This window comes from Streptomyces sp. HUAS TT11 (genome assembly GCF_051553595.1).
GTDB lineage: Bacteria > Actinomycetota > Actinomycetes > Streptomycetales > Streptomycetaceae > Streptomyces.
In genome coordinates, this window is record NZ_CP196184.1 from 2,355,154 (window position 1) to 2,369,949 (window position 14,796).

10 protein-coding genes and 1 pseudogene are annotated in these 14,796 nt (G+C 71.9%); 7 read left to right on the top strand and 4 right to left on the bottom strand.

Translation table 11 applies throughout. From position 1 onward, the window contains the following. Window positions 1–183 precede the first annotated feature (183 nt). Complete coding sequence (locus ACSHXN_RS10650; RefSeq protein ID WP_438302988.1) at window positions 184–942, top strand: hypothetical protein; 759 nt, start codon at window positions 184–186, stop codon at window positions 940–942. A 10-nt stretch (window positions 943–952) separates the two neighbouring features. Here the strand turns inward: ACSHXN_RS10650 and ACSHXN_RS10655 are convergent, their stop codons facing one another. Then, on the bottom strand, window positions 953–2,563 hold the full coding sequence (locus tag ACSHXN_RS10655; RefSeq protein ID WP_438302989.1) for an AMP-binding protein: 1,611 nt from the start codon (window positions 2,561–2,563) through the stop codon (window positions 953–955). Next, complete coding sequence (locus ACSHXN_RS10660) at window positions 2,560–4,239, bottom strand: AMP-binding protein (RefSeq protein WP_356292713.1); 1,680 nt, start codon at window positions 4,237–4,239, stop codon at window positions 2,560–2,562. The genes ACSHXN_RS10655 and ACSHXN_RS10660 overlap by 4 nt, the downstream gene beginning before the upstream one ends. A 101-nt stretch (window positions 4,240–4,340) precedes the next feature. On the opposite strand from ACSHXN_RS10660, the gene ACSHXN_RS10665 reads away from it, so the two are divergent. The 3 genes from ACSHXN_RS10665 to ACSHXN_RS10675 all read left to right on the top strand — a co-directional run bounded on the left by ACSHXN_RS10665 (window position 4,341) and on the right by ACSHXN_RS10675 (window position 8,731). Continuing rightward, on the top strand, window positions 4,341–5,177 hold the full coding sequence (locus ACSHXN_RS10665; RefSeq protein ID WP_355127958.1) for a helix-turn-helix transcriptional regulator: 837 nt from the start codon (window positions 4,341–4,343) through the stop codon (window positions 5,175–5,177). A 229-nt stretch (window positions 5,178–5,406) separates the two neighbouring features. Next, window positions 5,407–8,217: an ATP-binding protein gene (locus ACSHXN_RS10670; protein WP_438302990.1), complete on the top strand. Its 2,811-nt coding sequence runs from the start codon at window positions 5,407–5,409 to the stop codon at window positions 8,215–8,217. Between the two features lie 184 nt (window positions 8,218–8,401). Further along, window positions 8,402–8,731: a hypothetical protein gene (locus ACSHXN_RS10675; RefSeq protein ID WP_438302991.1), complete on the top strand. Its 330-nt coding sequence runs from the start codon at window positions 8,402–8,404 to the stop codon at window positions 8,729–8,731. 101 nt (window positions 8,732–8,832) lie between these two features. Here ACSHXN_RS10675 and ACSHXN_RS10680 read toward each other — a convergent pair whose 3' ends face one another. Both ACSHXN_RS10680 and ACSHXN_RS10685 read right to left on the bottom strand, forming a co-directional pair. Beyond that, on the bottom strand, window positions 8,833–9,966 hold the full coding sequence (locus ACSHXN_RS10680; RefSeq protein ID WP_355136002.1) for a winged helix DNA-binding domain-containing protein: 1,134 nt from the start codon (window positions 9,964–9,966) through the stop codon (window positions 8,833–8,835). A gap of 72 nt (window positions 9,967–10,038) precedes the next feature. Continuing rightward, window positions 10,039–10,595, bottom strand: a pseudogene (locus tag ACSHXN_RS10685) (hypothetical protein). Window positions 10,596–10,678: 83 nt separating this feature from the next. Between ACSHXN_RS10685 and ACSHXN_RS10690 the strand changes: the two are divergent. The 3 genes from ACSHXN_RS10690 to ACSHXN_RS10700 all read left to right on the top strand — a co-directional run bounded on the left by ACSHXN_RS10690 (window position 10,679) and on the right by ACSHXN_RS10700 (window position 14,659). Continuing rightward, window positions 10,679–11,200 carry a hypothetical protein gene (locus ACSHXN_RS10690; protein ID WP_356110585.1) on the top strand — a complete coding sequence of 174 codons (522 nt, stop codon included), beginning with the start codon at window positions 10,679–10,681 and terminating at the stop codon, window positions 11,198–11,200. A gap of 197 nt (window positions 11,201–11,397) precedes the next feature. Beyond that, window positions 11,398–12,558 carry a magnesium and cobalt transport protein CorA gene (locus tag ACSHXN_RS10695; protein ID WP_356110584.1) on the top strand — a complete coding sequence of 387 codons (1,161 nt, stop codon included), beginning with the start codon at window positions 11,398–11,400 and terminating at the stop codon, window positions 12,556–12,558. Window positions 12,559–12,793: 235 nt separating this feature from the next. Beyond that, on the top strand, window positions 12,794–14,659 hold the full coding sequence (locus ACSHXN_RS10700) for a M1 family aminopeptidase (RefSeq protein WP_438302992.1): 1,866 nt from the start codon (window positions 12,794–12,796) through the stop codon (window positions 14,657–14,659). Window positions 14,660–14,796 lie beyond the last annotated feature (137 nt).

The following is a 14,796-nucleotide window of genomic DNA, read 5'->3' on the forward strand; positions in this document are numbered from 1 at the left end:
CGCGGTGAGCACTTTCGTATTGTGGAATTTACTTTCTACTATCTGGAATCAATCTAGGTGGGTGGGCCGGAGGCGTCAAGGGCGGCTGACGCCTCGACTCCCGGTTGACGAAGCGAAGGACAAGCAGGGGATCTCGGGAGCACCATGGGAGCGCCGTCCCGAACCGACGCCTTGGAGTGGGCCATGCCCGAGACCGTGCCGGTGCGCTGCCCGGCCTGTGGGCGCGAGCACCTCTACACCGCGCCGGCCTATCCGTGTTCGTGCGGCACCCCCGTCACCCCGCCGCTGGACCGCCTCGCGTCGCCACGCGTCGTCACCCGCCCCACCTGGGACGACGCATGGGTCACCGTCCGCTGCGGGTCCTGCGGCCGGGCGGGCGAGTGGCCGCAGCCCGAGCTGGGTTGCTCGTGCGGAACGATGCTCCGGTTCCCCCTGCGCCGCGAACCGCGACCGGCACCCTCCGCGTCGACGGGCCCGGAGGCCGCCGGCACGGGCACGGGGACTGTGCACGGACGTGGTCCGGCGTCCCCGTTGCGCGGCGGGAGCGGCGAACCGCCCCGGGGCGTCTTCCGGCCCGTCGCCATCCGCACCGCCCGGGACGCCGTCACCGCGGCCGCGCTGTATCTGCGCTGGCTCGGCTACCGCCACGTCCGGCGTGCGGACCAGCGGCAGCCGAACGGGATCGGGCTGGCGGCGCGCGGCATACTCGCCCAGGTGGACCCGACGCTGCGCCCGGCCGCGCTGCGGGACGTGGAGTGCCTCTGGCTGACCGCCATGTCCGCGTCCGCGCGCTGCGTCTACTTCTCACTCGCGGGCTACGACGACGCCGCGCGCTCCATGGCCGACCGTCTCGACGTCCCGCTCTTCGTCCTCGACCTCACCGGCACGCCGCAGCCGGTGAACAGCCCGGCCGACGAACTGGCCGCCGGCCGGGCCCGGTGACGCGCCGCCCCTATGTCGGTTCCGCGTAGGCCTCGCGCAGCTCGATCTTGCGCACCTTCCCCGAGACGGTCATCGGGAAGGAGCCGAGGATCTGCAGCCTGCTCGGAATCTTGTAGTGGGCGAGCCGTCCCTCACAGAAGGCCCGCACCTCCTGAAGCGTCGGCGGATCGGCCGGATCGCGCGGGATGACGCAGGCGAGGACCTCCTCGCCGTACCGCTCGTGGGGAACCCCGACCACCTGAACGTCGGCGATCTTCGGATGCGTGTACAGGAACTCCTCGATCTCGCGCGGATAGACGTTCTCGCCGCCGCGGATGATCATGTCCTTGATACGGCCGACGATCTCGACGTAGCCGTCCTCCCGCATCATCGCGAGGTCGCCCGTGTGCATCCAGCGGCCCGGGTCGACGGCCTCGGCGGTCTTGTCGGGTTCGTTCCAGTAGCCGAGCATCACGCTGTAACCGCGGGTGCACAGTTCACCGGCCGTGCCGCGCGGCACGGTCACGCCCGCGGGGTCGACGACCTTGACCTCGATGTGCGGCAGCACCCGGCCGACGGTCCCGGTCCGGTGCTCCAGGTCGTCGTCCATCCGTGTCTGCAGCGACACCGGCGAGGTCTCCGTCATGCCGTAGCAGATGGAGACCTGCTCCATGTGCATCTCGGCGACCACCCGCTTCATCACCTCGACCGGGCAGGGCGAGCCCGCCATGATGCCCGTGCGAAGGGAGGAGAGGTCGTACGTCGCGAAGCCGGGCAGGTTCAGCTCCGCGATGAACATGGTCGGCACGCCGTAGAGCGAGGTGCAGCGCTCCTGCTCAACGGCCCGCAGCGTCGCCTCGGGGTCGAAGGACGCGGCCGGGATGACCATGCAGGCGCCGTGCGAGGTCGCCGCGAGGTTGCCCATCACCATGCCGAAGCAGTGGTAGAAGGGCACGGGGATGCAGATCCGGTCCTGCTCGGTGTAGGCGATCAACTCGCCGACGAAGTAGCCGTTGTTGAGGATGTTGTGGTGGGAGAGGGTGGCTCCCTTCGGGAAGCCGGTCGTCCCCGAGGTGTACTGGATGTTGATGGGGTCGTCGCAGGACAGCTCGCTCCTGCGGACGCGGTACTCCTCGCGCAGGTCGGGCGTTCCGCGCCCGAGCAGCGCGTCCCAGCTCGGATCGGCTATGTGGACGACCTCGCGCAACTGCGGGCATCTGCCCCGCACCTGCTCGACCATCGCCCGGTAGTCGCTCGTCCTGTGGCTGACGGAGGCGAAGAGCACCGAGATCCCGGACTGGTTGAGAACGTACTCGATCTCGTGGGTGCGATAGGCCGGATTGATGTTGACCATGATCGCGCCGATGCGTGCGGTGGCGTACTGGACCAGCACCCACTCCGCGCAGTTGACGGCCCAGATGCCCACCCGGTCGCCCTTGGCGACCCCGCTCCCCAGCAGCGCGCACGCCAGCCGGTCCACGTCCTCCGCGAACCGCGCGTAGGTCCAGCGCCGCCCGGACGCGACGTCGACGAGTGCCTCCCGCTCCGGCCAGGCTGCCACGGCCCGGTCCAGGTTGTCCCCGATCGTGTCCCCCAGCAGGGACGTCCCGCTCGTCCCGTGCGTGTACGACGGTTCGGTCACCGGAAGTCCTCCTCGCGGTACTCGTCTGCGGAGCCGGCGGCCGTGGCCTCGCGCAGCTCGATCCGGCGGATCTTGCCGGACACGGTCTTGGGCAGCTCGCCGAACTCCAGCCGGCGAATGCGCTTGTAGGGGGCCAGCACCAGGCGGGAGTGCTCGAAGAGGACCTTCGCGGTGTCCGGCCCGGGCTCCCAGCCGGCGGCGAGCACGATGTACGCCTTCGGCACCGCGAGGCGCACCTCGTCCGGCGCGGGCACCACGGCCGCCTCCGCCACCGCCTCGTGTTCGAGGAGCGCGCTCTCCAGCTCGAAGGGGGAGATCTTGTAGTCGGACGCCTTGAACACGTCGTCGGCGCGCCCGACGTAGGTGATGTATCCGTCCTCGTCGCGTGAGCCGATGTCCCCGGTGCGGTAGTAGCCGCCGGACATCGACTCCGCCGTGCGCTCGGCGTCCGCGTGGTAGCCGGTCATCAGGCCGACCGGCCGCTCGGACAGGTCCAGGGCGATCTCGCCCTCCGCCACGCCGGGCGCCCCGCTCACGGGGTCGAGCAGTTCGACGCGGAACCCCGGGCTGGGACGGCCCATGGACCCCGTCTTCAGCGGCTGACCGGGACTGTTGGAGACCTGTACGGCCGTCTCCGTCTGCCCGAAACCGTCCCGGACGGTCACACCCCAGGACTGCCGCACCTGCTCGATCACCTCGGGGTTGAGCGGTTCGCCGGCGGCGACCGCCTCGCGCGGCGCGGTGCGCAGTTGGCCGAGGTCGGCCTGGATGAGCATGCGCCACACCGTCGGCGGGGCGCAGAAGGTGGTCACCCCCGCGCGGTCCATCTCGGCCATCAGCCGGGTCGCGTCGAAGCGTGTGTAGTTGTAGAGGAAGACGGTCGCCTCCGCGTTCCACGGGGCGAAGAGGTTGGACCAGGCGTGCTTGGCCCAGCCGGGCGAGGAGATGTTGAGATGCACGTCCCCGGGCTTCAGCCCGATCCAGTACATGGTCGCCAGGTGACCGATCGGATACGAGACATGGGTGTGCTCGACCAGCTTGGGCCGGGCGGTGGTGCCCGAGGTGAAGTACAGCATCAGGGGGTCGTCGGCGTGGGTCGGCCCGTCCGGCCGGAAGTCCGCGTCCGAGGCGTACGCGTCCTCGTACGCCCGCCAGCCCTCGGGCGCGCCACCGACCGCGATCCTGCTGTAGTCGCCGGGCACCTCGTCGAACTTGCCGGTGTCTCCGGCGCGGACGACGACATGCCGCACCCGGCCGCGCTCGACGCGGTCGCGCAGGTCGGCGGGGCCGAGCAGCGGAGTGGCCGGGATGACCACCGCGCGCAGTTTCATCGCGGCCAGCGCGGTCTCCCACAGCTCGCCCTGGTTGCCCAGCATGACGAGGACCCGGTCCTCGGCGCGCACACCCCACTCCCGCAGCCGGTTGGCCACGCGGTTCGAGCGCTCGGCCATCTCCGCGAAGGACAGCCGGGTGACGGTGCCGTCCTCCTCCACGATGTGCAGCGCCGTACGGTCGTTGCCGTCCGCGATGACGTCGAACCAGTCGAGCGCCCAGTTGAAGTACGCCGGGCGCGGCCAGCGGAAACCCGCGTACGCCGCCTCGTAGTCCTCGCGATGCTCCAGCAGGAAGTCCCGCGCGGCCCGGAAGGTCTCCGTCGCGTCCGTGTTCGCCGTCATGTGTCCTCCTCATTGCCGGACAGCCACCTGACATCGTGTAATCCGTGATGCAGGTCTCACCACCCCCGAACGGGGGTACGCCACGATGAAAGGGCGAGCACGTGGCAGCAGACGCAGCCGAGGCGGTGGAGGTGCGCGGCGCCCTGGTGCGGCTGCGGCGCGCCACGGGGCTGCCGGTCGCCTTCGGGGGCCTCGTGGAGTCCGGACGGCCGCAGATCCGCATCAGCGAACTCAGCGGCAACACGACGACGGCGCTCAGCTCGCTGGCCGTCGTCTCCGGCAACGGTCTGGGCGGCAAGGTGGCGGCGCTGGCCCGGCCGTGTGCGGTGACCGACTATTCGGCCTCCCGGCGGATCAGCCACGAGTACGACGCGGCGGTGGCGACGGAGGGCCTGAAGTCCGTGCTGGCGGTGCCGGTCGTGGTGCGGCGCCGGGTGCGCGCAGTACTCTACGGCGCCCTGCGGTCCGCGCAGCCCCTGGGCGACCGCGCGCTGAGCGCGGCCGTGGACGCGGCGCGGGACGTGGAGCAGGCGCTGGTCGCACGGGACGAGGCGCGCGCCCTGCTGACCGCGGTCCGGGAGCCCGCGGGGCCCTCGGGCGCGGCCTGGGAGCAGGTCCGGGAGGCACATGGCGCGCTGCGCGCACTGGCCCAGCGGATCGAGGACCCGGCGTTGCGGGCCGAGGTCCTCGAGGTCTGCGGGCGCCTCGCGGGTGCGGTCTCCCCGGAGTCCCCCGCCGTATCCGTGGGTATCTCCCCTCGGGAGGTGGACGTCCTGTCCTGCGTGGCGGTGGGCTCCACCAACGCGGTGGCGGCGGAGCGGCTGGGGCTGCGTCCGGAGACCGTGAAGAGCTATCTACGGTCGGCGATGCGGAAGTTGGGGGCGCACACACGATGGGAAGCGGTGGTCGCGGCGCGGCGGGCGGGGATACTGCCGTAGGCCCCGTGCCGGTCTCCGCTCCCCGGCCACGGCGGACGGCGAGCGGATCACCACCCACCCGCCCGTCCGCTTTGCGCTCCCGCGGATCGCCGGCACCCCATTCATTCGGCAGTCCTCATGAATTCCCCTGCGCCACGCATCTGTTGTTTTCCTCACCACGGCTGTCCGTCCAGAATTCAATGGCAGGTTGCCTAATATTGGCCAGGACACGACACACCTGAGGGGAGCGGTGACCGTGCGACGGGACTTCAAGGAGCCTGGCAGACCCCGCCCCGACCTGGTCATCGGCCGGGAGGAGCTGTTCGCCGGCGCACGGGGGCAACTCGCCGCCGGAGGAAGTGTGCTGGTCCACGGACTGGCAGGAATTGGAAAGTCGACGGTGCTGCGCTCGCTGGCCGCCGAATACGGCGAAGAGGTGCGGACCGTCCTGCGGTGCTCGGCGACCGAGTCCGAATCGCATCTGCCCTTCCTGGCCCTCGCCGATCTGCTCGGCCTCGTGGTGGACGAGGTCGCCCACCGGCTGCCCGCCCCGCAGCGCACCGCACTGGAGTCGGCGCTCACCGGCCGCGGCGAATCCACCCTGCAACGGGACGGACTCGCACTGCGCCTCGCGGTGCTGTCCACCCTGCGTGCCCTCGCCGCCCGCGGCCCCGTACTGATCGTCGCCGACGACCTCCAGTGGCTCGACCCGGCCAGCGCGGAACTGCTCGGCTTCGCCGCCCGGCGGCTCGGCGGCACGCCCGTTCAGATGCTGTGCGCGGTGCGCACCCACACCGAGCCGCAGGGCCAGGAGCAGGACCGCTATCTGAGCGCGTCCCCGCCGGACACACTCGCCGTCAGGATCAACCCGCTCTCCCGCGCCCATGTCGCCGACCTCCTCGACCACCGCGGCTACACCGGCCTGCCCCGCTCGACCGTGCGCGACATCCACCGCACCAGCGGCGGCAATCCGCTGTTCGCGCTGGAACTCGGCCGTGCCCTCTTCGAGAGCACGACGCCGCCGAGCCCCGGTGAACCGCTGCCCGTGCCGACCTCGTTGCGGGCCCTGGTGCTCAACCGGCTGGAGGCGCTGTCCGCGGAGGCGCGCCGCACCCTGCTGGTGGCGAGCGCGGGTGCCCGGCCCACACTGGCCCTGCTGCGCGCGGCGGGCCGGACGAACGCGGAGGCGGACACCGCGCAGGCCGCGGCCCTCGGGCTGCTGGTGACCGAGCAGGACGCGCCCGGCGTGCGGTTCGCGCACCCGCTGATATCGGCCGCACTGTACGCGCAGGCCGACGCCCAGGAGCGGCGGGCTGCGCACGCCGCGCTGTCCACGGCTGCCTCCGATCCGATCGAACGGGCCCGCCATCTCGCGCTCGCGAGCACGGGTACGGACCCCCGGGTGGCCGCGCGTCTCGGTGAGGCCGCGGCCGCCGCCCGGGACCGCGGCGCGCCGTCGGTGGCGGCGGAACTCGGGCTGCTCGCCGCCCGGCACACCCCGGACGACGCCGCACCGGGCCCGGACGAGCGCCGGTTGCAGGCGGCCGCGGACGCGCTGACCGCCGGGGAGACCGACTTCGCCCGCGACATCGCCCACGACGTGCTCGCCCAGGCGACGGAGCCGGCGGACCGGGTGCGGGCCTGGATGGTCGTCATCGACGCCGCCGGGCACGCCATGGCCGAGGTGGACGCGGTCTTCCCGCAGGCGCTGGCGGACGCCGGGGACGACCCGCGGCTGCTGACCCTCGTGCACTACCAGCTCGCCTGGCGGGCACTGCTCGTGGAGGGTGACTTCGAGCGCGCGCGGGAGGAAGGCGCGCGCGCCGCGGACCTGGCGGCCCGGGCGGGCGACCGGCGCAACGAACTGCTGGCACTGGCCTTCCAGGCCCAGGCGGAGACGCTGATGGGACATCCGGACGCGCCCCTCACCATCAAACGGGCGCTGAAGGAGCCGCAGGATCCGCGAGTGGCGGCCGACCACAACGGCGCCGGCTCGGTACGGTTCCGCTGGCTGATCATGAGCGACCAGCTGGCCGAGGCCCGCAAGACGGTCGGCGCGCTGCTGCGCGAGGCTCGCCGTCGCGGGATGGTCGAGGCCGAGGTGCACTTCCTGCGCGGTCTCGCCGAGACCGAACTGCGGGCGGGCCACTGCGGACGGGCACTGGACCTGGCCCGCGAGAGCCTGCGGCTGGCACGGGACACCGGGATCGGGGAGGCCGCCAGCGCGATGCTCACCTCGCTCGCCGAGGCCGCCGGGGGTGAGGTGGACCGGGCCATGGCGCTGGCGCGTGAGGCGGTGGCACGCGCCGAGAAGAACGGTGACGTGATCTATCTTTCGCGGGCGCTGGCCGCTCTTGGGCACGCCCAGCTGGTGGCCGGGGACGCGCCGGGTGCGGTCCACTCCCTGCGCAGGGCCAGGGAGTTGGAGGAGGGCCTCGGAGTCACCGATCCGGCCCGGGGGCGCTGGCACGGCGACCTGGCGGAGGCGCTGGTGCGTATCGGGGAACCGGCCGAGGCGCAGGGCGTCGTCGACGCCACCCGTGCCCGGGCGCTGAACCTGGGACGGGAGAGCGTGCTCGCGGTACTGGACCGGGCGGAGGCGCTGACGCGCGCGGCCCGTGGCGAGACGGACGCCGCGGCCCGGCAACTGGCCCAGTGCCGGGCGCGACTGGCCAGGCTCGGTTACGGCCTGGAGGAGGCGCGGGCGGCGTACGCGCTCGCCGGTCTGCGCGGGCGGCAGCCGGCACCGGCCGCCTACGACGAGGCGGCCCGGCTCTTCCGCCGCTGCCGCGCCATGCCATGGCTGCGTCAGGTGGAGACGGCGGTGGCGGCGGTGGCGGCCCGGGCGCCCCGGGCCGGGATCTCCCTGGACGCCCTCGCCGCGACGGAGCGTCAGGTGGCCGCGCTGGTCATGGAGGGAGCGACCAACCGGGAGATAGCCGCGCGTCTGTTCATCAGCGTCAAGACGGTGGAGGCGACGCTCACACGGGTCTACCGCAAGCTGGGGATACGGTCCCGGGTGGACATCGTGCGGCTGGCGGCGGGACGGCCTCCGGGCTGAACGCCCGTCGCCGGCAGCTCCGTTGCTCGATCTACGCGCGCGGACCGAGGGTTTTCCCTCCCCGGCTCCCCTAGGGCGTTCCCTCATTGGGGCGGACTTCGGCGCCTTCTAGCGTAAGGGACGTGCCGTTCGCCCGGGCAACACGGCCGAGCGACCCCCCACCGGCAACCCCGTGAGGAGACTCGTGTTCGGGATCGACCGCGCCAGACGAACCGCCGCTGCCGCCCCGGCGGACACCGCGGCCGTGCGCATCGCCTCCGACTCCTGCTGCGCGGCCTCCCACGGCTCCGGCTTCCTCGTGTACGACATGGTGCTCGCCGGCTCCTCCTGCGGCGACGTGGACACCTGCCAGGGCGACAGCGACGGTCTCCCGTTCACCGGGGGCGTCCTGGCAGGCAGCATTTCCCTGGCAGCGGCTGGGCCGAGGCGGACGACCCGGGCGTCCGCACCCGGGTCGCCCTCTCGGGCCAGGCGACCGCGCAGGTCGGGCCGCAGCCGCCCCGAAGACTCCTGAGTACCCCTCAGGTTGATACCAGGGGGCGTTGCGGGCCTCCACGAGCGGCCCGCAACGCCCCCTCTCCAACCGGTCCGCGCTCCGGGACGGATGAGGCGGTCTCACCGCCGGACGACGGTCCCGAACCGGATGTCGTACGGCTCGCCCGGATGCAGCACGGCGAGCATCCGCTCACCTTCGCGCATCAGGTCCTCCCGCTGGGCACGGGTGAGGCCCCCGAAGGGCTCGATGACGAGCGTGCCCTCCTCCGGTTTCCACACACCCGCCAGGAAACCGTCGACGAGGAACGTGCGGTGCGCCTGGTTGCCGGTCCAGCTGCGGCCCTTGAGGTCCGGCGGCACGACACGGGTGCGGTCGGCGTGGGAGAGCAGCAGGTTGTCGAACTCGGGCAGGAAACGGGGCGGGGCGGGCGTGTCCGGATCGGGCCGCGGTGCGTCGGGGAGGTCGAAGAGCTCCACGCCGCTCGCGTCCCGGAAGGTGACGAGCCGGGGGCGGAGCCGTTCGAAGACGTCACGCAGACCGGTGAGACCGGCCCAGGTCTGCATGTCCTTCACCGAGGCGGGCCCGAACGCCGCGAGATAGCGCAGGGCGACGGCGTCCGGGGCGGGGGCCGGCCCGGCGGGGCGCCCGAGCCAGTGCTCGGCGGTGGTGAGCGCGACCCGGCCGCTGCGGCCCCACAGTCCACGCGGGGTGACCTGGACCAGCGGCAGCCGGCACCGCGCCGCGAGCGCGAGGGCCTGGGGGTCGGCGTGCGGCCATTCGGCGGCCAGGTCCTCACGCAACTGCTTCATGGTGCGCGGCTCGGCCTCCACGAGGTCCCGGGCGAGGACGGCGAGCCGGTCCAGGTCGACTCCGGCGAGGCCGTTGCGGAAGAGGCCGAGTTCACGGTCCCGCGCCGGCTGTACCAGCGGCCGCAGGCCGATGCAGTCGTCGGCGGTGTGGGCGTGGATGGTGGAGCGCATGGTGACGATGCGGACGACCTCGCGGTCGTCGACGAGCCGCGAGAGGTGCTCGGGGGCGAAGCCCTCCAGGCGGGCGGCGAGCGCGTAGTACGGGGGCTTGACGTTCTGCGCCTGAAGCCCGAGGAGGTGCCCGACGGCGGCCTGCGCGGACAGCGGCGAACGGTGCAGCAGGAGTTGACGGTCGAGAGTGGCGCGGTTGAGGGCGCGCGGACCGAGAACGGGCACCGAGGCCGTCCGGGCCGTCTTGCGTGTCGCGGAACTCGTCTTCGTCATGCCCCGCACGCTATCGACGCTTGCGGACAGCCACTGTCCGCGACTCCCACCGGATTCTCGCGCCCGGCCCGCTCACGGCCCCCGGCCGTCCGAACGGGACCCGCTCCAGCCTGTGGTGGCGAGAACATCCCGGGCGATGTCCACCACGGACCGGCCGTCCGTCACCACGCGGGGCACCTCGGCAGGCACCCGCTCGTCCAGGAGACGTGCCTTGCGGCGGCTGCCCTGCAGTTCCTTCGCCAGTTCGAACCGAGCTCCCGGCCCTCCAGTCGCGCGCGAGCCGTGGTGTCGGAGCCGGTGAGCAGCACCCGTACGATCCTCGCCCCGGTCCCCATGGAGCGCTCGAACATCCCCGTCGCCTCGGGCAATACGCATGAGGTGTTCGTACAGATCAGGCGGCGGTAACCGCGTTGCGCGAAGTTCGCCCACACGGCCCTCAGATTGCTTTCGGTGACCTCGGAGCGATCCGGGTCCCCCTCCGGCGCCGGGTGCACCTGCCCCATGAAGTCACCGTCGATGACCGCATGGGCAACGGCCGCGGCGCGCAGCAGCGCCGAAACCTCCCACCCCACCGTCGTCTTGCCGACCCCGGCCCGCCCGCCGATGAGCAGCACCTCGGAACGATCCATGGACGGAAGTGTGCCGGTGGGCGGCCACCCGCGTCACCCGACGGACCTCGGTCGGCCCTCGGACGTGCTCTAAGTTGGCCCATGTGAGCGTTCCGCGGCGGAGCTATCGGTATGTGGGACCGGTCGACCTGAGGACCGGGCTCCAACCCGGCGGCACCGGCCGGCGGATCGGCTCGGCGGCCGACTTCGACGCGTGGGTCGCGGAGCGATCGGCGGCCGATCCGGCCGAGCCGTTCACCTTCGTGGTGGGCACCGACGGGGTGCTGCGGCTGGCACCACGGCGGAGCGAGCATGTGGCGTGTGCAGGCGGCGGGCCCGTGCTGAGTGCCGGCGAGATCGCCTTCGGCCGCGACGCGGGCCGCTGGGTGGTCGACCACGTCAGCAACCATTCGACCGGGTACTGCCCGGACACCGGTTCCTGGCCGGCGGTCGCCCGAGCCCTGGATCAGGTGGGCCTCGAGCACCCGTCCGGCTTCACCCACGAGGTGGTGTTCCGGCGCTGTCCCGGCTGCCGGGAGCACAACATCGTGCGCGAGGACCATTTCGTCTGCGTCTTCTGCGACACCGCCCTGCCGGAGGTGTGGAACGTGGACCCCTCCGCATGACAACAGTGCACCGAATCCAGGTGTGCTCAGGCGTTCTCGGGACAGACGTGGACCGGTGACCGCGACGTGGGATCCGTACGCCCGCCGGGCGTCCGACACGGCCTCCGGCCCGGTTCTCCACGGAGATGGGCCCCTGTCCCCCGTATATCCTGCTCCGTGATCACACAGACGTACGTTCGACACGGGAGGCTGCCGCGATGTCCGAGCGTCGTGCCCGTCCGGCCCCGAAGAACGGCAGGAAGTCCGTCTGGCGCCGCGCCCTGACCCAGGCGGCGGCCCCGCCCGCGGGTTCCGTGCCCCCCGCCTCGGCGCCGGCCCCCGAGGAACCGGCGGACACGGGCAGCATCGTGCAGGCGGCCCTGTACCGGGACGGCGTCCGCATCTCCTCACCCGCCACCCTCGCCGACACCTTCCGCGAACTGCTGGACGAGCGGGACGGCATGGCGTGGATCGGTCTCGCCCGCCCCACCGAGTCCGAACTGCTCTCCCTGGCCGACGAGTTCGACCTGCACCCGCTCGCGGTGGAGGACGCGATGGAGGCGCACCAGCGGCCGAAGCTGGAGCGGTACGGCGAGACGCTCTTCGTCGTACTGCGCGCCGCCCGCTATCTGGACGCCCCGGAGGAGGTCGACTTCGGCGAGCTCCACGTGTTCGTCGGCCCGGACTTCGTCGTCACGGTACGGCACGGCGCGGCGCCGGACCTGTCGGCCGTCCGCAAGCGCATGGAGGAGTCGCCGGAACTCCTCGGGCTGGGACCGGAGGCGGTGCTCTACGCGATCCTCGACGCGGTGGTCGACGGATACGCCCCCGTGGTGGAGGGCGTTCAGATCGACATCGACGAGATCGAGACCGAGGTCTTCCGCGGTGACCCGGAGGTTTCCCGCCGCATCTACGAACTCTCCCGGGAGATGGTGGAGTTCCAGCGCGCCACGCGCCCTCTGGTGGGCATGCTGCACGCCCTGATGGCCGGCTTCGCGAAGTACGGCACGGACGAGGAACTCCAGCGCTATCTGCGGGACGTGGCCGACCACGTCACGCACACCAGCGAGCGCGTCGACGGATTCCGCCAGGCGCTGGCCGACATCCTGACGGTGAACGCCACGCTCGTCACCCAGCAGCAGAACGCGGAGATGCGGGCACTGGCGGAGGCGGGCTTCGAGCAGAACGAGGAGATCAAGAAGATCTCCAGCTGGGCCGCGATCCTCTTCGCCCCCACCCTCGTCGGCACGATCTACGGCATGAACTTCTCCCATATGCCTGAACTGCATTGGGGGTTCGGATACCCCTTCGCGATCGGCTTGATGGCGATCGTCTGCACCACCCTGTACGTGATCTTCAAACGACGGGACTGGCTCTAGACCGCGGCAGGCGTGCCCCCGGGCGCCCGAAGGTCCCGAGTGGTGGCATGTTCTTGTCAAACCTGTCACGCTTTCGGCAGCCGCCGGCCTGCCCGCAGGGCGGACACGGCGGACGTCTCTCCCCAGCGATCACGCAGACCCGGTACGCGCAGACCCGCGGCCGACCTCCGGCGCACCCCGCCGGCCGTCGGCCACCGAGCAGGCCGGAACCCCGGCCGCCGCAAAGGAGTTTCGTGTGAGACCAACCCCCCACAAGGCCCTCGCCGCAAGCGCGCTCGCCGCCGCCACGATGGCCGCACTGTCGCTCCCCGTCACCTCGGCGTCCGCGGCATCCGCGGCATCCGCGGCGGCGCCCGCCGCCTGCTCCCCGGCCCAGGTGGTCGCCGACAGCGGCTTCGAGAGCGGCACATCGCCCTGGACCCAGTCCCCGACCACGGTGATCACCAACCGTGCCGGTCAGAGCGCCCACGGTGGAACCGGCTTCGCCTGGCTGGACGGTACCGGCCGGACCCGGACCGACAGCCTCTCCCAGTCCGTCGCGATCCCGGCCGGATGCGGCAGCGCCCGCCTCACGTTCTGGCTGCACATCGACACCGCCGAGACGACGTCGTCCGTCGCCTACGACAAGCTGACGGCGAAGATCGGCAGCACAACACTGGCGACGTACTCGAACCTCGACAGGAACACCGGGTACGTGCAGAAGTCGTTCGACGTCTCGGCGTTCGCCGGCCAGACCGTGTCCGTCGCCTTCACCGGCTCCGAGGACTCCAGCCTCCAGACGAGCTTCGTCCTCGACGACGTCGCCCTCGACACCTCGGACGGCGGTACGACCCCGCCGGCTGACTCCCCGCGCACCCCCGCCGCCCCCTCGTACACCGTCAGTCTGAGCAGCGACTCGAGCGGCACCGTCTGGACCGGCCACGAGAGCGCGACCTTCACCAACGCCTCCTCCGCCGCGCTCACCGAGGTGTATCTGAGGCTCTGGGACAACTACCACGGCACCTGCTCCGCCCCGCCGATCACCGTCCGCAACGTCACGGGCGGCACCGCGGGCCCCCTGTCGGTCGGCTGCACCGCCCTGCGGGTCGACCTGCCTGCGCCGCTGGGCCAGGGGCAGAGCGCCACGATCGGCTTCGACCTGGGCATCACCGTCCCCAGCGGCGCCGACCGGTTCGGCCACGACGGGGCGTTCAGCTTCGTCGGCAACGCCCTGCCCGTCCTCGCGGTCAAGGACGGCACGGGGTGGCACCTGGACCCGTACACGAACAACGGCGAGTCGTTCTACTCTCTGGCCGCGGACTTCAAGGTGACCCTGGACCACCCGAGCAGCCTGCTGGTTCCCGCCACCGGCACATCGACCGGCACCCCGGGCACCGGCGGCCGAACGATCACCACCGCCACCGCCTCGAAGGTCCGTGACTTCGCCTGGGCCGCCGGCCCCTTCACCAAGATCTCCGGCTCCTCGAGCGCCGGCGTCCCGGTCAACGTCTACTCCGTCTCCGGGATCAGCTCCTCCAGCGCGCAGTCGATGCTCACCACCGCGAAGTCCGCCGTGGACGCGCACGCCGCACGCTTCGGCGCCTACCCGTACGGCGAGTTGGACGCGGTGATCGACAACAACTTCTGGTTCGGGGGCATGGAGTACCCGGGCTTCGTCCTCGATCTGGTCAGCACCACGGCGCTCACCCATGAGATCGGCCATCAGTGGTGGTACGGGATCGTGGGCGACGACGAGTACAACAGCCCCTGGCTCGACGAGGCGTTCACCGACTACGCCACCGACCTGGCGCTGAACAAGACGGGCGCCAACTGCTGGAACAGCGTCTCCTGGGCCTCGTCGGGGGAGAAGATCACCAACTCGATGGCCTACTGGGACGCCCACTCCTCCCGGTACTCGACCGTCGTCTACGGCTACGGCAAGTGCGCGCTGCACGATCTGCGGCGCGTCCTCGGCGACACCGCCATGGCCAAGCTGCTGAAGGACTACGCCACCGCTCACTGGTACGGCGTCTCGACCACGGCCGAGTTCAAGGCGGCCGCCCAGGCCGCCACGACCACGGACCTGACCTCGTTCTGGACCACGCACCGCATCGAGGGCTGACGCACCACCGGTGCGTCGCGGTGACCGCCCCCCGGCGCCACCGCGGCGCACCGGTGACACGGACGAAGACCGCCGGCGAACGCCGGAAGAGCCCCGGGCCCCTCACCCGGCCGGCCCGTACCGGGCCCCGCTCGACG

Bases quoted from the DNA above. Each gene is read 5' to 3' on its own strand.
- ACSHXN_RS10680 (WP_355136002.1), bottom strand. From the start codon at position 9,966: ATGACGAAGACGAGTTCCGCGACACGCAAGACGGCCCGGACGGCCTCG.
- ACSHXN_RS10695 (WP_356110584.1), top strand. From the start codon at position 11,398: ATGTCCGAGCGTCGTGCCCGTCCGGCCCCGAAGAACGGCAGGAAGTCC.
- ACSHXN_RS10660 (WP_356292713.1), bottom strand. From the start codon at position 4,239: ATGACGGCGAACACGGACGCGACGGAGACCTTCCGGGCCGCGCGGGAC.
- ACSHXN_RS10650 (WP_438302988.1), top strand. From the start codon at position 184: ATGCCCGAGACCGTGCCGGTGCGCTGCCCGGCCTGTGGGCGCGAGCAC.